This window comes from Herminiimonas arsenitoxidans (assembly GCF_900130075.1).
Lineage (GTDB): Bacteria > Pseudomonadota > Gammaproteobacteria > Burkholderiales > Burkholderiaceae_D > Oxalicibacterium > Oxalicibacterium arsenitoxidans.
Map to the genome: position 1 here is coordinate 2,645,518 of NZ_LT671418.1, position 20,958 is coordinate 2,666,475.

Consider the following 20,958-nt stretch of genomic DNA (forward strand, 5'->3'; position numbering starts at 1 on the left):
CAGCGGAAATTGCCATGCAAGATGAACGTGATCGTCTAGTCGCCTGCATCCCGCGTCTGCGTCGTTACGCCCGTGCCTTGATCGGTGATCGCACGGGTGCTGACGATCTGGTGCAGGACACGATGGAGCGCGGCTGGAAGAAACTGTCTTCGTGGCAACGCGGCAGCGATATGCGCGCCTGGTTGTTCGGCATCATGCATAACCTGCATATTGATCAGGTACGCCGACCATCGCTAGCGACCGAAGAGTTGGATGATGAGACGCCGATGCCGGCAACACATCATTCGCTGACGGACGGTTTGGAAATGCGCGATCTTGAATCGGCATTACGCACCTTGCCGCCGGAGCAGCGCGAGATTCTATTACTGATCGCGCTGGAAGAAATGAGCTATGACGAAGTCGCGGCAACCTTGGGCTTGCCACTGGGCACCGTGATGTCACGTCTGTCGCGTGCGCGCCAAAAACTGCGTGCACAAATGGAAGGGCGATCAGTCGTATCGCTATTAAAGGTAGTCAAATGAATCAGCTCGCTGTGACTGAAGCAGACTTGCATGCCTACGTTGACGGCTTCCTGAGCGAAGCGCGACGTCAGGAGGTCGACGCTTATCTGGCCGCACGACCAGAAGAGCTGGAGCGCATCAATACTTATCGCGAACAAAACGAAGCTTTGCGTTTGCTATTCAAGCCAGTGCTGGATGAGCCGGTGCCGGCGCGGCTGACTTCTGGTTTGACGAGTTGGACGACGCAGTTCGGTCGTTATGCAGCAATGCTGGCAATTGCAGTCGCCGGTGGTATTGGTGGTTGGATGTTGCATGGTGCAACGCAGACTAACAATATGCTGGCGCAAGCAACAGATAGTCGTTTGCCTGTGCCGCTCAAGGTGTCGACGCTGGCGCGGCAGGCTGCTGTGGCGCATAGCGTGTACAGCCCGGATGCGCGGCGTCCGGTGGAAGTGACTGCAGATCAGGAAGATCAATTGGTAGCCTGGTTATCCAAGCGTACTGGTAGTCCTATGCGTCCGCCCAAATTGGGCAAGCTCGGTTATGAGTTGATCGGTGGTCGCTTATTGCCGGGCGAAAGCGGGCCGGTGGCGCAATTCATGTATCAGGATGGTGTGGGTCAGCGTTTAACGTTGTATGTATCGACCGACCAGGCGCAGAACACGGACACTGGTTTCCGCTTCGCACAAGAAGGTGCGGTGAACGTGTTTTACTGGATAGATGGCAAGTTCGGCTATGCCTTGTCGGCAAGCATCAATAAAGGCGAGTTGGCCAACATCGCCCACGCGGTGTACGAGCAATTGGACAAAGCACAGTAATGGCGCGAAGATGTCTGCTGAATAATTCATAATATTCAGGAGATCAAGATGCTTTATCAAGGATCGTGTCATTGCGGCTTGCTGAAGTTTGAAGCCGAAGGTGAGCTGGAACAAGTCATAGACTGCAATTGTTCACATTGCAGTCGCAAAGGTTTTTTGCTCTGGTTCGTGCCGCGTGCACAGTTGAAAATCACCAGTGGTGAAGGCAAATCAACCGTCTACAAATTCAATAAGCACAAGATCGAACATCACTTCTGTCCGACCTGTGGCTGCCAGACTTTTGGTTTCGCCCAGGATAAAGACGGTAAAGAGATGGCTGCGGTGAATGCGCGTACTTTGGAGAATGTCGATCTGACAGCATTGAAGAAATATCCGTACGACGGCAAGAGCGCTTAAGAATCAGCGTTCAGAAATCTAGACAGAACTCCTGCTGCGCGGATTTACGGATAGCCGATAGGCTTGCCCGGTAGATCCGGCAGTGGGATAAATTCGGTTTCACCCGGTACTGCAGCAAAGCGCTGCAGACGCCAATCTTCCTTGGCCTGTTCCAGCCGCTCGATTGAGCTGGAAACAAAATTCCACACCAGATAGCGCGAGCCATCCATAGGTTCACCGCCCAGCAGCATCAAGCGCGTTGTGCCTGGGCCAGCGTTGCGCAGCGTGACTGCAGTATTGGCTTTCAGTACCAGCAATTGACCGGCATCGAATACGCCATCGCGCCCCAGATCAAGCTTGCCCTCTATGACATAGATCGCTTGTTCCGGATATTCAGCGGGAACATCCAGTCGCGCGCCGGCTTGCAGTTGTACATCGACATAAAACAAATCAGACAAGGTAGGCACCGGCGAGCTCTTGCCGAAAAAACTGCCGGCAATAATCTTCGCAGAGGCACCTTCGCCTTCGATAATCGGTAATTCGTTGGCCGCAGTATGGATAAAGCTGGGCGCGATTTCTTCGTATTTCTTTGGGAGCGCAACCCAGCATTGCAGACCGGCCAGCGAAGAGCCGGTTTTGCGCAAATCGCTGCCAGTGCGTTCGGAATGCACGATGCCGCTGCCGGCGGTCATCCAGTTGACTGCGCCCGGCTGTATGGTTTGTATCGAGCCGACGCTGTCGCGATGTTCGATTTCACCTTCAAACAAATAGGTGACGGTGGCCAGGCCGATGTGCGGATGTGGTCGCACATCCAGCCCGCGCCCGGCCGCGAACACGTGCGGCCCCATCTGGTCGAGGAAGACGAAAGGACCGACCATGCGCTTCTGCGAAGTCGGCAAGGCACGCCGTACTTCAAAGTTGTCGCCGAGATCGCGCGTACGCGGGATGACGACGGTTTCCAGTGCGCTTAGGTCGGTATCCATATCTACCCCAGACTTGGTTTAGTTGGCTTGCGTAATGATCTTGATCTCGCCGGACAGTGCTTTGTGTACCGGGCATTTATCAGCGATCTTGTTCAGGCTGTCTTTTTGCTCAGCGCTCAGATTGCCATGATAGTGCAGCGTGCGATTGAAGACATAAACACCATCTTGTTCAGCTGCGACGACGGTCACATCGACTTTTTCCAGCGGGAGTTCTTTGCGGCCGGCATACATATTCAGTGTGACTGCGGTGCAAGCGCCGAGTGCGGCTGCCAGCAAATCGTGCGGCACAAAGCCTGCATCGTCGCCGCCGAAAGCGGACGGTGCATCGGCGATCAAGCTGTGCGGGCCGGCTTGGACGATCTGTTGCAGCTTGCCTGCGCCTTTGGTTACTTTGATTTCGGTTTGTGCCATCTGTAATGTCCTTAATATGATGCGTGATTGATAGGTGAGTTGAAGACCGATCCTGCGGTAGAACCGTGAGCCTCACTATAGCCCAGGCCTTAATACATCGTCTTGATCTAGGCTTGGTTTGTTAATTTGTAATCTTGTCAAAGATTTACGTCCTCATAAAAAGCCTCAACTCTTATATATGACATAAGACTTTTGAGTTAAACTACGTCCTGCGACTTTTACACAAAGTCATAGCGCTTTTAATTATCTTGATCATGGATAGGACACAACATGCTTAACAGCACGCAGCAACAAATTCCGGTAACGCTTATTCCCGGTGATGGTATCGGCCCTGAAATCGTTGATGTGGTTGTGCGCGTGTTTGACGCGCTGGGCAATCCATTCGCATGGGAAACCCAACAAGCCGGCGTCAATGCGCTGGAAAGCAGCGGCGATTTGCTGCCGCAAGCGACGCTGCAGAGCATCGCCCGCACCGGCCTCGCGTTGAAAGGTCCGCTGAGTACGCCTATCGGTGGCGGCTTCCGTTCCGTCAATGTGCGCCTGCGTGAAGAATTCCAGTTGTACGCCAATGTGCGTCCCGCACGCACCATCGTGCCAGGCGGCCGTTACGAAAAAATTGATCTGGTGCTGGTGCGCGAGAATCTCGAAGGCTTGTACGTCGGTCATGAACATTACGTGCCTATCGGCGATGACGCACATGCAGTGGCAATGGCGACGGGTATCAATACTCGCGCCGGTAGCCGTCGTATTTCCAAGTTCGCATTCGACTATGCAGTGCGTAACAATCGCAAAAAAGTGACCATCGTGCATAAAGCCAATGTGCTGAAGGCATTGACGGGTCTGTTCCTGGAAACCGCAAAACAAGTCGGTCTCAATTACGCCGATCAAGTCGAATTCAACGATCGCATCGTCGACGCATGCGCGATGCAACTGGTATTGAATCCGTGGCAATTCGACGTCATCGTTTCCACCAATCTGTTCGGTGACATCTTGTCCGATCAGATCGCAGGTTTGGTCGGTGGTTTGGGTATGGCACCGGGTGCGAATATCGGTGAGCGTGCTGCTATTTTTGAAGCAGTGCATGGTTCCGCACCGGATATCGCTGGCAAAGGCATGGCTAATCCGACAGCGCTCTTGCTGGCAGCTGCATTGATGCTGGAGCATAAAGGTTTGGATAAGCAGGCCAAGCTTTTACGCGATGCCATCGATTCCGTATTGAGTACAGAAAGCGGTCGTACTGTCGATCTGGGCGGTACCGTATCGACTTCCAAATACGGTGATTTGTTGATCGAACGTATACGCGATATGCAAAAATAAATTGGTTATTGATTGCGGTGCGTTTGCAATCAAACGCACATTGAACAGCAGTAGATAAATGAAAGCGCATGGTGCCTATCCGGCACGGTGCGCTTTTCTCATTTCTACGGCTTGCCTACGCTTGACGACGATGATGTGGCAGATGGTGGTCGAGTCGGTATGCGTAATACCGTTGCCGCACCGATGCCGCCCAGAATGAGCAAGCTGAGCTGTATCCACGGCTGGCCAGAGAAACTCCAGATAGAGATCGCTATCATCAGAGACATTGATCCTATTGCTACGCATTTGGTGCGGCGCGTGAGGCTGCGATGTTCTTCCCAGTTGCGCAGCATGGGTCCTATCAACTTGTGCTGCAACATCCATAGATGCACGCGCGGCGACGCTTTCGCGAAACAGGCGGCCGCCAATAAGACGAAAGGTGTGGTTGGCAAGCCCGGCAAAAAGATGCCGATAATGCCCATCGCCAACGCCAAGCCGCCGACTAGTCCATATAGTATTTTGGCCAAGCGAGATAAGGGCTTGGTTTGATTGCTAGGTGCGATGCTTTGAGTCATGAAAGCAAATAGTAAGTGTGTATGGCTGCTTGAGGCGTGTCGGCCATTGCGCTTTCGGATTCTTTGCGGAGATAAGCAAGAATACATGCTTTCCAGATAGTCGCCGAACTTAGGGGGTGAAGCTTGATTGTCTTGTCCCTTTCCTTGATCAGTCGCTGGTCGATATTGCCATCAGGCCATTAGTATTCATTTCTTCAAATAATAATGATTCTCATTTATAATAAGCCAATTCCTCAAATTTGAGGAGCTGTTATTGGTATGAAACCAAGGTCATTGTTACTGAGCACGTGTCTTGCGGCGCGCCGCTTCTGAAGTGTCTGATGCGCCGCCGCTGATTAAGGTGAAGGATAGATCATGAGTATTTCTCCCAAAGATTTGGATGATATGGCGCGTGAGCATCGCGTGCTGATCAATCAATATGGCCGCGTGCAAAACCGTTGCAGCGAACTGGTAGCACGACAGGTCGATCAAATTGAAGCCTTGCAGGCTGAGCTTGCACGTGCGCGGACAGAAGTAATGCGCTTGCGCGTAGAAGTGATCGTGCGTGATACCGAGTTGGCGTATGTGCGTGAGGATATGGCGGCTCTGCAAGCATCTATTCCCGGCTTGCCTAATCGAATAACTTTGGCGCGTCGCGTCGAATCCTTGACCGAACATCTACACAGTCTGATGCGTGAGCGTCTAGGTTGGCAATGGCGGGCCAAGCCTGCGAGATTTGAGCAACGTGTTGTTCATCCAGTCATCCCTGCAGATTTGCGACAAAAATCCGTGCTGTGTATAGGCAAGAATGAATCGAGCACGACGGTCGCCCAATTGGAAGTGGAGAAGGCCGGCGGTCATTTCTTGCATCACAATGGCGTTGACGGTGTCGACGATGCGGCATTGGAAGCCAGTCTGATTGCGGCCGATCTCGTTATCTGTCAGACCGGCTGCGTGAGTCACAATGCATATTGGCGCATACAGGATCATTGCAAACGTACTGGCAAACAATGCGTGTTGGTCAATCAACCGCAGGCCATGTATTTTGTGCGTGCAGCTACAGACCAGATGACGCTTGCCGACTCAAGCACACAAGCGTCTGTGTTGGAAGTCGAAAATATATCGTCCGCAGATAAATAAGGCGGCAACAAATGCAAGCAGATTTCTCTGCTTGCATCGTTCTCTACGAGGTCACCAATACCGCACGTATTTGCTGCAATGCGGCCGGATCTTCAATCACCGATAAATCACCCGGATCGCGTCCTTCGCAAATCGCTTGTATCGAGCGTCGCAGCAATTTGCCGGAGCGCGTTTTTGGCAAGGCCGTGACAAAGTACACATGCGATGGTCGACCGATCGGCCCGAGTCGCTTATCCACCACCTTCATGATTTCTGTTTCCAGCTTGTGCGCATCTTCAGGAGTTGCTGCGGCCGCATTTTTCAGGATAACAAAGGCAACCGCGCACTGTCCCTTGATTGCATTTTCAACGCCAACGACGGCGACTTCCGACACATTGGGATGGCTGGAAATGCTTTCTTCGATTTCGCGCGTACCTAGTCTGTGCCCTGCGACATTGATGACGTCATCGGTGCGGCCGAGGATGAAGTAATAACCATCGGCATCGCGTATGCCCCAGTCGAAAGTCGAGTAGGCTTCGCGTTTGAAATTGCGCCAGTAGGTATTGACGAAGCGTTCGTCATCGCCGTACAGGGTTTGTAGGCAACCGGGTGGTAGTGGCCCTTCGATGACGACCACACCTTTTTCATTCGGCGCACATTCTTCACCTGTTTCTTCGTTGATGATCTTGCCCTTGAATCCATACAGCGGCTGACCAGGACTACCTGAGCGTGCGGGTTTGTCGCCTACTCCTTTGGCGATCGAGATGGTCGGCCAGCCGGTTTCTGTCTGCCAGAAATTATCGATGACAGGTACGCCAAGTACTCCGGATATCCAATCGGAAGTGGTTTGATCCAGTGGTTCGCCTGCCAGATAGAGTGTCTTGAGCGAAGAGAGATCGTGTTTCTGCAATAGTTCCAGTGGTTGTTTTTTCAGTACGCGAATCGCGGTCGGTGCGGACGACATGCGCGTGACTTTGTACTTCTCCACGATGCTCCACCATATCGAGGCATCCGGTCGTATCGGCAAACCTTCATACAGTATGGTTGTCATGCCTGCCAGCAAAGGGCCGTAGATGATGTAGGAGTGACCGACTACCCAGCCGATATCCGAAGTGCAGAAAAAAGTTTCGCCGGCCTTGCTGCAAAAAACCAAATCCATCGAAGTGGCCAGCGCCACGGCATAACCACCGACGTCGCGTAAGACGCCTTTCGGTTTGCCGGTAGTGCCTGAGGTGTACAGGATGTAGGACGGCGCATTCGATTCCAGCCATACGACTGGCACGACTGCATTCAAATGTTTTGCACGCAGCGTGGCGTAGTCGATGTCACGCTCTGGCACCATCTTCATGGGCGCAAGACCGCGATTAACCATCAATACATGCTTGGGTTTGTGTTGCGCCAGCGCGATGGCTTCATCAAGCAAGGACTTGTAGGGCGTGACGTGACAGCCGCGTGAACCTGCATCGGCAGAGATGATCAAGACCGGTGTTGCATCATCGATGCGAGTTGCCAGACTGTTAGACGCAAAGCCGCCGAATACCACTGAGTGAATCGCACCTATGCGCGCGCAGGCCAGCATCGCGAATGCAGCTTCGGCAATCATCGGCATGTAAATCAGTACGCGATCGCCTTGTCTTACGCCCAGCGCTTGCATCATGGCAGCACTGCGATTTACCTCTGCATACAATTGCGCGTAGGTATAAGTAATCTCCGTGTCGGTCTCAGTGGAGATGGCGACCAATGCAGCTTGATCAGCGCGCGTTGCCAGATGGCGGTCTACCGCGTTGTAACAGAGATTGGTTTCGCCGCCGACAAACCATTTGGCGAATGGCGGTTTGTCGTAATCCAGCGTTTTTGTGAATGGCTTATGCCAATCTATACGCTTGGCCTGCGTGGCCCAGAATGTATGCGGATCATCAACTGATAAACGGTAAAACGCGTCGTATGCTGCGGCATCGAAACTCATAAGTCTCCTCCGGCCAGATAAAAATATTTTTTTAGAATGTTATTTTTATAGTGAGGCAGCCCATGCCGATTCTTGCTTCGGTATGGGCGTTACAGCAAAACTAGATTACGTACAGATCTACATACTCATGGACAGGCATGGCTTCCAGTGCTTTTTGACTCAGTGATACATCCAGAATTTTTTGCTGCTGTTTGGTAGGGAACTGGCGCGCCAGATTGATCTTGAATTTGGCTTCCAGCAGCGGAATACCTTCCTTGCGGCGACGTGCATGACCGATCGGGTATGCGACGACGACTTCTTTCAGCTTTTGACCGTCCTTGAATTCTACCGTTAGTGCATTGGCGATGGAGCGTTTCTTTGGATCGTGATAATCCTTGGTGAAAGTAGGATCTTCCACGCAGACGATTTTGTCGCGCAGGGAGTCGATACGCTTGTCGCTGGCGATGTCATCTTCATAATCACTTGCTATCAGACGACCGAAAATCAGTGGTACTGCCACCATATATTGAATGCAGTGATCGCGGTCGGCCGGATTATCGAGCGTGCCTTTTTTATCGATGATGCGGATGCAGGCTTCGTGCGTACGGATGGTGATCTGTTTGATGTCTTCGACTTGCTTGCCAGATTTGGCAAGCTCTGCGTGCAAAGTCATGGCTGCTTCCACAGCAGTTTGCGCATGGAACTCTGCAGGGAAAGAAATCTTGAACAACACGTTTTCCATCACATAGGAGGCGTACTTGCGCTGGAATTTAAAGGGTTGGCCTTTGAACAGCACATCGTAGAAACCCCAGGTCTTCGCAGTCAGTACCGATGGATAACCCATCTCGCCGGTCTTGGCGATTAGCGCGAGTCGTACCGCACGTGAGGTTGCATCGCCGGCGGCCCATGATTTGCGCGAACCGGTATTTGGCGCATGGCGATAAGTGCGCAGTGACTGACCGTCTACCCATGCCAGCGATACTGCATTCAGAATTTCATCGCGTGTGAGATCCATCATCTCGGCCACTACTGCAGTCGATGCCACTTTTACCAGCACTACGTGATCGATGCCGACTTTGTTGAAGGAGTTTTCGAGTGCGATGCAGCCCTGAATTTCGTGCGCCTTGATCATGCCGGTTAGCACGTCTTTCATTGTCAGTGGTTTCTTGCCGACAGCGACTGCATTGCGCGACAACCAGTCAGCAGTGGCGAGTATGCCGCCCAGATTGTCGGACGGATGACCCCATTCCGCCGCCAGCCAAGTGTCGTTGAAGTCCAGCCAGCGGATCATCGTGCCGATGTTGAATGCCGCTTGCACCGGATCGAGCTGGAATTGCGTGCCCGGCACTTTTGCGCCATTCGGCACGATAGTGCCGGGTACTATCGGCCCCAGCAATTTTTTACATGCAGGATATTCCAACGCTTCCAGGCCACAACCCAGTGTGTCGATCAGGCAATTGCGTGCCGTGTCGTAGGCGAGTTTAGAAACGACTTTGTATGTGCTGACGTAATCGACAATGTCGACCAACACTTGGTCGTACTTGGGGCGGGTATTGGAAATAGGCGCAGACATATTTTTCCTATTATCTAAACACGATTAGAAAATCAGAAAATATCGTTTTTGCCCGAACCCAGAAGCGTAGCTCGTCTATTGCGGGTAAAAAGAACGTGTATGGAATCTTACCAACTTCCGTTCCGCGATTCTCTTCCCGATTACTCTTGTCTGCCTACGACTACTTAATAGTGGTCAAAATGCATCGCCTGGAACGCGTACCCAGCCTTCCATCAAGACGCGCGCACTGCGGCTCATGATGGCTTTGGTTACACTCCATTCACCATCGACCAAATGTGCTTCTGCACCGACACGCAAGGTGCCGGATGGGTGGCCGAAGCGCACTGCCGTACGCTCACCACCACCCGCGGCGAGGTTCACCAGCGTACCGGGAATCGCAGCGGCCGTACCGATGGCGACTGCAGCCGTGCCCATCATGGCGTGGTGTAATTTCCCCATGGACATCGCGCGCACCAGCAAGTCGACATTATTGCTAACAACTGGTTTGCCGCTGGATGCAATGTAATCGAGTGGCTGGGCAACGAAGGCAATTTTCGGTGTGTGTTGGCGTTTGGCTGCTTCGTCGAGGTGCTTGATCAAGCCCATGCGCATCGCGCCATGTGCACGTATGGTTTCGAACTTGGCCAGAGCTTTCGGATCGCTGTTGATGGCGTCCTGCAGTTCAGCGCCGGTATAACCGATGGCTTCCGCATTCAAGAAAATGGTTGGAATGCCGGCATTAATCATCGTCACCTTGAAGTTGCCTATGCCCGGCACATCCAGATCGTCGATCAGATTCCCGGTCGGGAACATGGCACCGCCGGCGCCTTCTTCTTCCGCTGCCGGGGCCATGAATTCAAGTTGCACTTCGGCCGCAGGGAAGGTCACACCATCGAGTTCGAAGTCACCGGTTTCCTGTACCTGGCCGTTGGTGATCGGCACATGCGCGATGATGGTTTTGCCGATGTTGGCTTGCCAGATGCGTACGATACATACACCGTTAGCCGGAATGCGATCGGAGTCGACCAGCCCGCTGCTGATGGCAAATGGACCAACTGCCGCCGAGAGGTTGCCGCAATTGCCGCTCCAGTCGACGAAGGCGCTGTCGATGGACACCTGACCAAACAGGTAATCCACATCGTGATCGGTGCGACTGGATTTGGAAAGAATGACAGTTTTACTGGTGCTCGAAGTGGCACCGCCCATACCGTCGATTTGCTTGCCGTATGGATCCGGGCTGCCGATGACGCGCATCAGCAGCGCGTCGCGTGCTGCACCTGGTACTTGCGCAGCAGCTGGTAAATCCTGCAAACGGAAAAACACACCTTTGCTGGTGCCGCCACGGATGTAGGTGGCGGGGATTTTGATTTGCGGTACGTGAGTCATATGCATATATTCCTGATTACTTAAGCGGCCTTCGCCGTCGATTCGAGGAAGTCTTGCGCAAAGCGTTGCAGTACGCCACCGGCTTCGTAGATTGAAACTTCTTCCGCAGTATCGAGACGACAGGTCATAGTGACATCGACACGCTCACCATTCTTGCGAATGATCACCAGCGTCAGATCGGCGCGTGGTGTGCGCTTGCCGACTACGTTGAAGGTTTCTGTGCCGTCGATGCTCAGTGTTTTACGTGTCACGCCCGGTTTGAATTCCAGCGGTAACACGCCCATACCGATTAGATTGGTACGATGGATACGCTCGAAACCTTCGGCTGCAATCACTTCCACACCTGCAAGACGTACGCCCTTGGCCGCCCAGTCGCGCGATGAGCCTTGGCCGTAATCGGCGCCGGCGACGATGATCAGTGGTTGCTTGCGCTCCATATAGGTTTCGATTGCTTCCCACATGCGTGTCACTTTGCCTTCCGGTTCGATACGAGCCAGCGAACCTTTTTTGACTACACCATCGACGACGGCCATTTCGTTGACCAGTTGCGGATTGGCGAAGGTGGCGCGTAGCGCGGTCAGGTGATCACCGCGATGCGTTGCGTATGAGTTGAAGTCTTCTTCCGGCAAGCCCATCTTGGCCAGATATTCGCCAGCGGCTGAATCTGCAAGAATAGCGTTGGACGGCGACAGGTGATCGGTGGTGATGTTGTCCGGCAATACCGCCAGTGCACGCATATTGGTCATGGTGCGCGCACCAGCCAGTGCGCCTTCCCAGTATGGAGGACGACGGATGTAAGTGCTCATGGCGCGCCAGTCGTACAGCGGACTGACTTGTTCGTCCTTATCTACTTGCAGTGCAAACATCGGCGTGTAGACATTGCGAAACTGTTCTGGCTTGACCGAGGCTTTGACGACGGTATTGATCTCCTCATCGCTAGGCCAGATATCTTTCAAGCGAATTTCCTTGCCATCGACCACACCCAGCACATCTTTCTCGATATCGAAACGGATGGTGCCGGCGATTGCATACGCCACTACCAGCGGCGGCGAAGCGAGGAAAGCTTGCTTGGCGTACGGATGGATACGGCCGTCAAAGTTGCGATTGCCCGACAAGACAGCAGTGGTGTACAGATCGCGGTCTATGATTTCCTGCTGGATGACTGGGTCGAGCGCGCCAGACATGCCGTTGCAGGTGGTGCAGGCAAACGCGACGATGCCGAAACCGAGTTTTTCCAGATCGCCGGTTAGGCCGGCTTCATCCAGATACAACTCCACGGTTTTGGAGCCAGGGGCCAGAGAAGACTTTACCCACGGTTTGCGGGTCAGTCCCAATTTGTTGGCGTTGCGCGCCAGCAGACCTGCGGCAATGACATTGCGCGGATTGCTGGTGTTGGTGCAACTGGTGATGGCTGCGATGATGACTGCGCCATCCGGTATCAGGCCTTCCGCTTCCTGCGCGCGTGCTTGAGCCAGATCGACGGCGATGCCGCGTTCGGCCAAATCCGATACTGGCAAGCGGCGATGTGGATTGGATGGGCCGGCCAGCGTGCGGACAACCGTGGACAGATCGAACTTCAAAGTGCGTTCGTATTGCGCAGTCTTCAGGCTGTCGGCCCACAAGCCGGCTTCTTTCGCATAGATCTCGACCAGTTTTACCTGTTCGTCGTCGCGACCGGTGAGTTTCAAATAATCGATGGTTTGCTGGTCGATGAAGAACATCGCCGCAGTTGCACCGTATTCCGGTGCCATATTGGAAATCGTTGCACGATCACCCAGCGTGAGTGCAGACGCACCTTCACCACGGAATTCCAGATAGGCGCCGACTACTTTTTCCTTGCGTAGGAATTCGGTCAGCGACAGCACAACGTCAGTCGCCGTGATATTCGGCTGTGGTTTGCCAGAGAGTTCGACACCGATGATTTCTGGCAGACGCATCCATGAGGCGCGACCCAGCATGACGTTCTCGGCTTCGAGGCCACCAACACCGACCGCGATGACGCCCAGCGCATCGACGTGTGGCGTGTGACTGTCGGTGCCGACGCACGTGTCTGGATAGGCCAGACCATTATCGTTGTGAATTACTGGCGACATTTTTTCCAGATTGATCTGGTGCATGATGCCGTTGCCGGGCTGGATCACGTTGACGTTTTTGAAGGCTTTCTTGGTCCAGTTGATGAAGTGAAAACGATCTTCGTTGCGCCTATCTTCGATGGCGCGATTCTTCTCGAACGCTTGCGGATCAAAGCCACCGCACTCCACCGCCAGCGAGTGATCGACGATCAGCTGCACTGGCACGACTGGATTGACTTGCGCCGGATCACCGCCTTGATCGGCGATGGCATCACGCAGACCGGCGAGATCAACCAACGCAGTCTGGCCAAGAATGTCATGGCACACCACGCGTGCCGGGAACCACGGAAAGTCGTGATCGCGCTTGCACTCGATGATTTGCGTCAGGGATTCCGTGAGGATGGCCGGATCGCAGCGGCGCACTAGATTTTCTGCATGCACACGCGACGTATAAGGAAGCTTGTTCCAGGCACCGGTCTTGATTGTCTCAACCGCGGCACGGGCGTCGAAATAATCCAGTTTGGTGCCAGGCAAAGGTTTGCGGTTTGCGGTATTCATTGCTCAATCCAGAAAGAAACATGGCTAAGAGATGCAGCCTGCCCGCCACTCACTGGCACGGCAGGCTGCAGATGCTGCGAGCGTCGGTAAAAATTACTTGCGCTTGCTGATAGGCTCGAACTTCAAATCTTCCGGACCGACATAATTGGCCGATGGGCGGATGATCTTGTTATCGATGCGCTGCTCGATGATGTGCGCCGCCCAGCCGGAGGTGCGTGCGATCACGAACAGCGGCGTGAACATCGCAGTCGGTACGCCCATCATGTGATACGACACAGCCGAGAACCAATCCAGATTCGGGAACATTTTCTTCGCGTCCCACATCACTGTTTCCAAACGTTCTGCGATGTCGAACATCTTCAGTGAACCGGCATCCTTGGACAGCGTGCGCGCCACTTCCTTGATGACCTTGTTGCGTGGATCGGAGATGGTGTAGACCGGATGGCCGAAGCCGATCACGACTTCCTTGTTTTCGACGCGTTGTTTGATATCGGCTTCTGCTTCGTCAGGGCTTTCATAACGTTTTTGAATTTCAAATGCGAATTCATTGGCACCACCGTGCTTCGGTCCGCGCAAGGCGCCGATCGCGCCGGTGATCGCGGAGTACATATCGGAGCCAGTGCCGGCGATAACGCGACCAGTGAAAGTCGATGCGTTGAATTCATGTTCCGCATATAGGATCAGCGACGTGTGCATTGCTTTTTCCCACAAGGCTGATGGCTTTTTGCCGTGCAGCAGATGCAGGAAATGCGCGCCGATGGATTCATCATCGGTTTCGACTTCGATGCGTTTACCGTTATGGCTGTAGTGATACCAGTACAGCAACATGGAACCGAGCGATGCCATCAGATGATCGGCGATATCGCGTGCGCCCGGCGCATGGTGGTCATCTTTTTCCGGCAATACGCAACCGAGCACCGATACGCCGGTGCGCATCACATCCATAGGATGCGAAGAGGCCGGCAGACATTCCAGCGCTGCCTTGACGCTGGCTGGCAAGCCGCGCAGTGCTTTCAGCTTGATTTTGTAAGCTTTTAATTCTGCTGCGGTTGGCAACTTGCCGTGCACCAGCAGATGCGCGATTTCTTCGAATTCGCAGCTATCAGCGACATCCAGAATGTCGTAGCCGCGATAGTGCAAATCGTTACCAGTTTTGCCGACGGTACAGAGTGCGGTGTTGCCTGCGGTCACGCCGGACAGTGCGACTGATTTTTTCGGTTTGAAGCCTGGTGTTGTTTGTTGTTCGCTCATAGTTGTCTCCTTGCTGATTTATATATTGATGTCCGAGTTGGGATTATTTTCTACGTATTTATTTGTAGCCGTATTTCTTTTCCAATTGATCGAAGAGGGGTTTGTTGACCAGACGCTGACGTTCGGCGAATGGCGTTACGAAATTCGGATCTTCGTCGAGCCTATGCGTGTCGCGCAATACGGTTAGCGCTTTTTGCATGCCGGCCACTGCGCCTTGCAGTGCTGCGTTGGCGTACAACACGATGCCGTAACCGAGTCCGGCCAGTTCGTCGGCGTTGAAGATAGGTGTCTTGCCGCCGATCACCAGATTGACCAGTTGCGGCTTGTCCAGCGCTTGCGGCAGACGACGGATTTCTTCGGCGGTTTCAGTTGCTTCGACGAACAGGATGTCGGCGCCTGCTTCGCTATAGCGTGCTGCGCGCTCCAGCGCATCGTCGAAACCATGTACGCTGCGTGCATCGGTACGCGCCATGATCAACATGCCTTCGTTGCTGCGAGCATCGACTGCGGCATGGATTTTGCCAACCATCTCGGCACAGGAAATGACTTCCTTGCCGCTGAAGTGGCCGCAACGTTTGGGGGAAACCTGGTCTTCCAGTTGTACTGCATCGGCACCGGCTCGTTCCAGCGTGCGTATGGTGTGGCGTACGTTCAAGGCGTTGCCGAAACCGGTGTCGGCGTCGACGATGATGGGGATATCGACTGCATCGCGGATGCGTGCCGTGTGGTCGGCCAGTTCATTCAAGCCTATGAAGCCCTGGTCCGGCATGCCGAAATACATATTGGTCACGCCTGCGCCGGTGATGTAGAGCGCTTCGAATCCGAGATCAGCGATTACGCGTGCCGACAGTGCATTGAATGCGCCCGGCACCAACAGGCCGCGACGCTCGTTAATCTTGTCGCGCAAAATCTGTTTGCTACTTTTGGACTGACTACTCATGGAGATCCTTTTGCCGGAATGTTTCATGGAGGTTGTTTGTGCCTATTATTGCAATGCGCGTGCCATGCAACTCTTGATGTCCGGCTACCCCTGGATTGGCTTCCATGATTTCTCATAAGTACATGAAAAATAAGACACTTATATATTTGTGAGTCACGACTGACTACTTGTTCGTCAGTGTGCCATCGTTCCATCTTGTGTTACATTTGGAACGTTTGAAACATTGGTGTGAAACATGAAACGTCCTTCCTCTTCCTTTCGCGACCATGCTGATAAACCGGTGATCTGGACCGTTTCGGTATCCCGCCTGTTCGAGTTGTTCCGCGACATCACGCTGGAATTCGACGATCAAGCCGACATCGAACCGATCAATCTGGGCTTCGAAGACGCGGTACGCCATATCCGCGAACGTCTGGCAACCGAGCGCTGCGATGCGGTGATTGCCGCCGGTTCGAACGGCGCATATTTAAAAAGTCGTTTATCCGTGCCCGTCATCATCGCCAAGGCCAGCGGCTTCGATGTGATGCAGGCACTGGCGCGTGCGCGCAAGATCACGCCTGATATCGGCCTGATCACTTATCAGGAAACCATGCCGGCGCTGACTGAGTTTCAAACTACCTTCGGCTTCAATATTGCGCAACGCACTTACGTCACAGAAGAAGATGCGCGTGCGCAAATCAATGAATTGAAAACGGCCGGCATCAAAGCCATCGTCGGCGCGGGCTTGATTACTGATCTGGCGGAAGAAGCGGGCTTGACCGGCGTCTTCGTTTATTCAGCAACATCAATACGCCAGGCATTTGACGATGCGCTGGAGTTGGCACGGCTGACGCAACTGGAAGCCACGCGTGGGCGCAGCTTTCCAGTCGCCGATACCTTGCGTGCCAAGCATCACATCAATGACTTGCGCGGCGATTCGGCTGCGATGGAAAGCGTAAGGCTATCCGTCACGCTATTCGCTAAATCGCCAGCTACGGTATTAATTCAAGGTGAAACCGGCACCGGCAAGGAGTTGGTCGCGCAAGCAATACATCGCGCTCATCCTCTGATGCAGGGCAAGACGCAAGCCAGTCATCCTTTTGTTGCCGTCAACTGCGGCGCGCTGGCAGAGTCGCTGCTGGAGTCGGAATTATTCGGTCATGAAGAAGGTGCGTTTACCGGCTCGCGTCGTGGCGGACGTGCGGGTTTGTTTGAGGCGGCGCATCGCGGCACCTTGTTTCTGGATGAAATCGGCGAGATGCCTTTGTCTTTGCAAACGCGTCTGTTGCGCGTGTTGGAGGAGCGCGAAGTAGTGCGTGTTGGTGGCACACGGCCGATTCCGATCAGTGTACGCATCATCAGCGCGACACACTGCGATCTGGATGCGCGTGTCAGGGAAGGGCGCTTCCGCGCAGATCTATTTTATCGTTTGAGCGTGTTGCGTTTGACGCTGCCGCCTTTGCGTGATCGTCCTGAAGATTTGCCGCCGCTGGCCGAGTGGTGTCTGAAAAATGCCTTGGCTTCGCTGGATATGCGTCCACATGCGAATCTGCCTGCCGAAATACTCGGCTGTCTGCCTTTACTGGCAGCTTATGCGTGGCCTGGTAATGTGCGCGAGTTACGTAATTTGATGGAGCGGCTGGCCTTGTTTTTGGCAGCAGAACCCTTGCAAGCACTAACGCCCGCATTTTTGAAAAACATTGCGCCGGAACTTGTCGCACCGGGCATGAGCATGCCAACGCTTGCTTCTCATAAAACGTTTGTACAGAATGCGACGCCAGTAAAAACCGAGACGCTGCAGCAAGTATTGCAGCGTTATCACGGCAATCGCGAGGCGGCTGCAAATTATCTGGGCATCAGCCGTACAACTTTGTGGCGTAGATTACAGGCTGCCGGTGGAGTAAATGCGGTAGAGGACGGGGAAGAGAATTAAGCGCGTGCTTAAAAAATCGTAATAGAAATGCGGATATGTTTTTAGACTGATTTAGGAAGCAGAGCTTGATGCACTCTGCTCCACATAACACTCGGCGGCCGGCAATCTAGTCCCCTGTCGTCGACTTAGCCTGAGTACGGAATGATTTCTCCGGCATCTCCATGGTTTCCGATGTCGGTGAGTCTTCATTGGCCAGATAGCGTTCTACCAATTGAAAGAAGCGCGTGTAAAACTTCTCGGATGAAATCGTTTCGCTGGCGACTTTCACCAGCGAATCGTCGCTGGATGAAAACGGTAAGGACAGCGAACCAAGTGCACCGACGCCGAGGCTGGCCGAGTTATTGGTTTTCTTCAGCGCGTATCTATCTTCCAGCGCATTCACAAACACCGATGCCATCGCACCATCCGCTGCATCGGTCGCACACACTACGCGAAATGCGATTTGCACGTGTACATCGCTCTGCGGTTGAAAGCTCTTGCGGCCATCGATCTGATTATTGCTGGCCGCGCTGATGACATAACCTTGACTGAGTAAGGTGCGACGAACTGCCTCGCACGCCACCTCGGACGACACCGGAAAGCGACGCGTGAACGTATCGGTGGAGTCGAATTTTTCAGCCTGATAGACAACTGGTTTGGTCCCCGCACAACCGGCGATGACAGCAAGAAGTCCTGACAGCAACAGGACACGTGAGCTTGATCGCATAAATATGGCTACTTCCTTTTTATTCCGTTTTGCATGTACCGCGTGACATGCCTTCAATGGACAGTCCAACTCGTCAAAGATTCCTGTTTTCACGTTTCTATAAAAATACGGTCCGTATGACGTCATCCATTGTATGTTGCATCGATTAACGACTATCTAACACTTGCTTAACGCTAGTTTTAGATGTTGGTCACATAAGTTTTCATCCTGCCAATTTCTTTTCAGAAACGTGTTGCCCGACCACGACAAGATGCAAATTTAAGCGCTGCGGAGCCGGGTAATTTTGACAGGATAAATATAATAACCATTCTCATTCCGAGAATCTGCCAGCCAGCCAAAATTTGTTGCCTAGCCAGCCCGCAGCAAACTATCCACGCCCCAAGGATTTATGAATCACTCATTGCGATTACGCACTATTGCGGTCGCGGCCTTTGCTATCGTCAACGGTTTACCTATGCAGGCTGCATACGCAGACGATCAATTACCGGAAATCGAAGTCACCGCGCCGCACGAACATGGCGAGAACTACGCACCGACCGATACCAGCACCGCACTCAAGATTCGTGCGCAACAAAAAGATGTGCCGCAAACCATCAATGTGATCACGTCGGAAGTCATCCGCGATCAAGGTGCACGCACATTAACCGATGTACTCAAGAACGTTCCCGGCATCGGTCTGGCGACTGGCGACGGCCAACGCGATGCTTTCGTGATTCGCGGTTTTACTGCGCTGTACGATATTTTGCTTGATGGCGTGCGCGACGATTCGCAATATTTCCGTGATCTGTACAACATCGACCGCATCGAAGTACTCAAAGGACCTGCAGCCGTATTGTACGGGCGTGGCTCATCCGGCGGTTTGATCAATCGTATTACCAAGAAACCTAGCTTCACGCCATCGGCAGAGATAGGCGTCACGGTAGGTTCTTTCGATTTGCGTCGTACCGACTTCAACGTCAATCGTCCTGTTAGCGACACCGTCGCGATTCGTCTGGATGGCGCGTATGAAGATTCGGGCAGCTATCGCGATCAGGGCTATATACAGAACAAGGATATTTCTCCGAGTCTGTTGTGGAAAGATGGCGCGCAAAGTTTGTTGCTGCAATTTGATTACCAGCATCAAAAGCGTTCTATCGATTTTGGTGTTCCAGGCTTCAATGGGTCGCCGCTTAACGTAGATCCAGCTACGTACTACGGTGCAAAGAATGCTTATCCGAACGATTACACCGAATCGGAAGTGAAATCGACGACTGCGCAATACAAACAAAAGATTTCGGATACGACTTCCTTCACCAATACCTTCCGTTACTTCGATTACACGCTGGACCGTAATCACACGCGTGTTATCAGCATCACCGGTACCGCTGCGAACCCGCTTCTGAATTTCCAACGCGGCAATATTGCGCGTCATGAATACGGCTGGTTCAATCAATCGGAGTTCACACATGATCTGACCTGGGGCAATACCAAGCATCAATTGCTGATGGGGCTGGAATTCGGTGAGCAAAACAAATACCAGATGGTGAACAATTCTAGTACTGGTGTATATACGTATGCAACGTCGCTGTATAACCCGGTATTGCAGGATTTGCCGTTTACCGTTGCAACCAAACCGCAAAACAAGGGAACTGCAATCCTGAGTACGCAAGCTGCCTACATACAGGATTTGATTACGTGGACGCCACAGATCAAGGCCTTGTTTGGTTTGCGCTTTGATCGCTTTGGTCAAAAATATAATGATGAACTTGCTGGTAACAACTTGAATCGCACCGATAACGTTTTCTCGCCACGCGCAGGTCTTGTTTGGCAGCCTACATCGACCCAAAGTTATTACGCGACGGCTTCTAAATCATTTCAACCTTCAGCTGAAGGTGGTGCTCTTGCGACTAACAACGCACAACTCGCGCCGGAAAAAACGCAGAATCTGGAAGTCGGTACCAAGATTGATTTATTCAACGGCGCAGCCAGCTTCAATGCGGCGGTGTATCAGTTGACTCGTAGTGATGTCAAAATCACTGATCCGAATAACACGACTCTGTTGATCCCGATAGGCGAGCAACAAACCAAAGGTCTGGAGCTGAGCATCAATGGCGAAGTCGCACGCGGCTGGCAAGTGATCGCAAGTTATTCGTACATGGATGGCAAGGTGACCAAGGCAGTAGGTAATGCGCCGACAGTAGCAATGGTAGACGTAGCAGCATCAGCGCTGCAAGGTAAAACACTGGCATTGACCCCACGTCATACCGCCAGTTTGTGGACCTTGAAATCTATCGAACAGTGGATACCCGGCGTGCAAGTTGGCGGCGGTGTGACCTATCGCGGCGGGAATTATGCGGCGATCGATAATGCAATTAAATTGCCGGCATTCACAACTGTTGATCTGGCCGCGTATTACCGTCCTGCGCCTAAGGGCATGAGTCTCGCGCTGAACCTGAAGAATATTTTCGATAGACGCTATTACATCTCGGCCAATAACGATTTTGGCATCATGCCTGGTGCACCGCGCAGTGTAGAGTTGACTGCGCGTTATGCGTTTTAAGTAAGACGCTTACGCCGTGTTTTGCACGGTGCAACGATGAT

General features: G+C 53.0%; 17 protein-coding genes. 7 read left to right on the forward strand and 10 right to left on the reverse strand.

The window, feature by feature from the left end:
• The first annotated feature begins 14 nt into the window (after positions 1-14).
• The 3 genes from BQ6873_RS12490 to BQ6873_RS12500 are packed head-to-tail and all read left to right on the forward strand — an operon-like array spanning position 15 to position 1,714.
• Positions 15-521 carry an RNA polymerase sigma factor gene (locus BQ6873_RS12490; protein ID WP_076592933.1) on the forward strand — a complete coding sequence of 169 codons (507 nt, stop codon included), beginning with the start codon at positions 15-17 and terminating at the stop codon, positions 519-521.
• Positions 518-1,318: an anti-sigma factor family protein gene (locus tag BQ6873_RS12495; protein WP_076592934.1), complete on the forward strand. Its 801-nt coding sequence runs from the start codon at positions 518-520 to the stop codon at positions 1,316-1,318. Before BQ6873_RS12490 ends, BQ6873_RS12495 begins: the two co-directional genes overlap by 4 nt.
• A gap of 48 nt (positions 1,319-1,366) precedes the next feature.
• Positions 1,367-1,714: a GFA family protein gene (locus BQ6873_RS12500; protein WP_076592935.1), complete on the forward strand. Its 348-nt coding sequence runs from the start codon at positions 1,367-1,369 to the stop codon at positions 1,712-1,714.
• 44 nt (positions 1,715-1,758) lie between these two features.
• Here BQ6873_RS12500 and BQ6873_RS12505 read toward each other — a convergent pair whose 3' ends face one another.
• The gene (locus BQ6873_RS12505) at positions 1,759-2,676 is read right to left on the reverse strand and encodes a pirin family protein (RefSeq protein WP_076592936.1); all 918 of its coding nucleotides are present in this window, start codon (positions 2,674-2,676) and stop codon (positions 1,759-1,761) included.
• 18 nt (positions 2,677-2,694) lie between these two features.
• Entirely contained in the window at positions 2,695-3,087 is a 393-nt protein-coding gene (locus tag BQ6873_RS12510) for an OsmC family protein (RefSeq protein ID WP_076592937.1), read from the reverse strand.
• Between the two features lie 270 nt (positions 3,088-3,357).
• Between BQ6873_RS12510 and BQ6873_RS12515 the strand changes: the two genes are divergently transcribed.
• Positions 3,358-4,404 (forward strand): isocitrate/isopropylmalate dehydrogenase family protein, encoded by a 1,047-nt coding sequence (locus BQ6873_RS12515; protein ID WP_076592938.1) that lies wholly within the window; start codon positions 3,358-3,360, stop codon positions 4,402-4,404.
• 104 nt (positions 4,405-4,508) lie between these two features.
• Here the strand turns inward: BQ6873_RS12515 and BQ6873_RS12520 are convergent, their stop codons facing one another.
• The gene (locus BQ6873_RS12520) at positions 4,509-4,958 is read right to left on the reverse strand and encodes a YbaN family protein (RefSeq protein WP_076592939.1); all 450 of its coding nucleotides are present in this window, start codon (positions 4,956-4,958) and stop codon (positions 4,509-4,511) included.
• A 354-nt stretch (positions 4,959-5,312) separates the two neighbouring features.
• On the opposite strand from BQ6873_RS12520, the gene BQ6873_RS12525 reads away from it, so the two are divergent.
• On the forward strand, positions 5,313-6,077 hold the full coding sequence (locus BQ6873_RS12525) for a DUF2325 domain-containing protein (protein WP_076592940.1): 765 nt from the start codon (positions 5,313-5,315) through the stop codon (positions 6,075-6,077).
• Between the two features lie 43 nt (positions 6,078-6,120).
• Here the strand turns inward: BQ6873_RS12525 and BQ6873_RS12530 are convergent, their stop codons facing one another.
• The 6 genes from BQ6873_RS12530 to BQ6873_RS12555 form a co-directional block, all read right to left on the reverse strand.
• The gene (locus tag BQ6873_RS12530; protein ID WP_076592941.1) at positions 6,121-8,022 is read right to left on the reverse strand and encodes a propionate--CoA ligase; all 1,902 of its coding nucleotides are present in this window, start codon (positions 8,020-8,022) and stop codon (positions 6,121-6,123) included.
• A gap of 100 nt (positions 8,023-8,122) precedes the next feature.
• Positions 8,123-9,574, reverse strand: a complete 1,452-nt coding sequence (locus BQ6873_RS12535) for a bifunctional 2-methylcitrate dehydratase/aconitate hydratase (RefSeq protein WP_076592942.1) — start codon at positions 9,572-9,574, stop codon at positions 8,123-8,125.
• A 174-nt stretch (positions 9,575-9,748) separates the two neighbouring features.
• Positions 9,749-10,939: a 2-methylaconitate cis-trans isomerase PrpF gene (gene prpF, locus BQ6873_RS12540; protein WP_076592943.1), complete on the reverse strand. Its 1,191-nt coding sequence runs from the start codon at positions 10,937-10,939 to the stop codon at positions 9,749-9,751.
• Positions 10,940-10,959: 20 nt separating this feature from the next.
• Positions 10,960-13,569: a Fe/S-dependent 2-methylisocitrate dehydratase AcnD gene (gene acnD / locus BQ6873_RS12545; RefSeq protein WP_076592944.1), complete on the reverse strand. Its 2,610-nt coding sequence runs from the start codon at positions 13,567-13,569 to the stop codon at positions 10,960-10,962.
• Between the two features lie 93 nt (positions 13,570-13,662).
• Entirely contained in the window at positions 13,663-14,820 is a 1,158-nt protein-coding gene (gene prpC / locus BQ6873_RS12550; protein ID WP_076592945.1) for a bifunctional 2-methylcitrate synthase/citrate synthase, read from the reverse strand.
• A gap of 58 nt (positions 14,821-14,878) precedes the next feature.
• Positions 14,879-15,760 carry an isocitrate lyase/PEP mutase family protein gene (locus BQ6873_RS12555; RefSeq protein ID WP_076592946.1) on the reverse strand — a complete coding sequence of 294 codons (882 nt, stop codon included), beginning with the start codon at positions 15,758-15,760 and terminating at the stop codon, positions 14,879-14,881.
• 235 nt (positions 15,761-15,995) lie between these two features.
• Here BQ6873_RS12555 and prpR point away from each other — a divergent pair, with 235 nt between their 5' ends.
• A complete protein-coding gene (prpR, locus tag BQ6873_RS12560; RefSeq protein WP_076592947.1) occupies positions 15,996-17,672 on the forward strand; it encodes a propionate catabolism operon regulatory protein PrpR in 1,677 nt (558 codons plus the stop codon).
• A gap of 106 nt (positions 17,673-17,778) precedes the next feature.
• On the opposite strand, the gene BQ6873_RS12565 is transcribed toward prpR, so the two are convergent.
• Entirely contained in the window at positions 17,779-18,378 is a 600-nt protein-coding gene (locus BQ6873_RS12565) for a DUF2242 domain-containing protein (protein ID WP_076592948.1), read from the reverse strand.
• A gap of 388 nt (positions 18,379-18,766) precedes the next feature.
• Here BQ6873_RS12565 and BQ6873_RS12570 point away from each other — a divergent pair, with 388 nt between their 5' ends.
• On the forward strand, positions 18,767-20,917 hold the full coding sequence (locus tag BQ6873_RS12570) for a TonB-dependent receptor (protein ID WP_083664461.1): 2,151 nt from the start codon (positions 18,767-18,769) through the stop codon (positions 20,915-20,917).
• Positions 20,918-20,958 lie beyond the last annotated feature (41 nt).

Coding starts and splice junctions, on each gene's coding strand:
- BQ6873_RS12490 (WP_076592933.1), top strand. CDS start 15: ATGCAAGATGAACGTGATCGTCTAGTCGCCTGCATCCCGCGTCTGCGT.
- BQ6873_RS12495 (WP_076592934.1), top strand. CDS start 518: ATGAATCAGCTCGCTGTGACTGAAGCAGACTTGCATGCCTACGTTGAC.
- BQ6873_RS12500 (WP_076592935.1), top strand. CDS start 1,367: ATGCTTTATCAAGGATCGTGTCATTGCGGCTTGCTGAAGTTTGAAGCC.
- BQ6873_RS12505 (WP_076592936.1), bottom strand. CDS start 2,676: ATGGATACCGACCTAAGCGCACTGGAAACCGTCGTCATCCCGCGTACG.
- BQ6873_RS12510 (WP_076592937.1), bottom strand. CDS start 3,087: ATGGCACAAACCGAAATCAAAGTAACCAAAGGCGCAGGCAAGCTGCAA.
- BQ6873_RS12515 (WP_076592938.1), top strand. CDS start 3,358: ATGCTTAACAGCACGCAGCAACAAATTCCGGTAACGCTTATTCCCGGT.
- BQ6873_RS12520 (WP_076592939.1), bottom strand. CDS start 4,958: ATGACTCAAAGCATCGCACCTAGCAATCAAACCAAGCCCTTATCTCGC.
- BQ6873_RS12525 (WP_076592940.1), top strand. CDS start 5,313: ATGAGTATTTCTCCCAAAGATTTGGATGATATGGCGCGTGAGCATCGC.
- BQ6873_RS12530 (WP_076592941.1), bottom strand. CDS start 8,022: ATGAGTTTCGATGCCGCAGCATACGACGCGTTTTACCGTTTATCAGTT.
- BQ6873_RS12535 (WP_076592942.1), bottom strand. CDS start 9,574: ATGTCTGCGCCTATTTCCAATACCCGCCCCAAGTACGACCAAGTGTTG.
- prpF (WP_076592943.1), bottom strand. CDS start 10,939: ATGACTCACGTACCGCAAATCAAAATCCCCGCCACCTACATCCGTGGC.
- acnD (WP_076592944.1), bottom strand. CDS start 13,569: ATGAATACCGCAAACCGCAAACCTTTGCCTGGCACCAAACTGGATTAT.
- prpC (WP_076592945.1), bottom strand. CDS start 14,820: ATGAGCGAACAACAAACAACACCAGGCTTCAAACCGAAAAAATCAGTC.
- BQ6873_RS12555 (WP_076592946.1), bottom strand. CDS start 15,760: ATGAGTAGTCAGTCCAAAAGTAGCAAACAGATTTTGCGCGACAAGATT.
- prpR (WP_076592947.1), top strand. CDS start 15,996: ATGAAACGTCCTTCCTCTTCCTTTCGCGACCATGCTGATAAACCGGTG.
- BQ6873_RS12565 (WP_076592948.1), bottom strand. CDS start 18,378: ATGCGATCAAGCTCACGTGTCCTGTTGCTGTCAGGACTTCTTGCTGTC.
- BQ6873_RS12570 (WP_083664461.1), top strand. CDS start 18,767: ATGAATCACTCATTGCGATTACGCACTATTGCGGTCGCGGCCTTTGCT.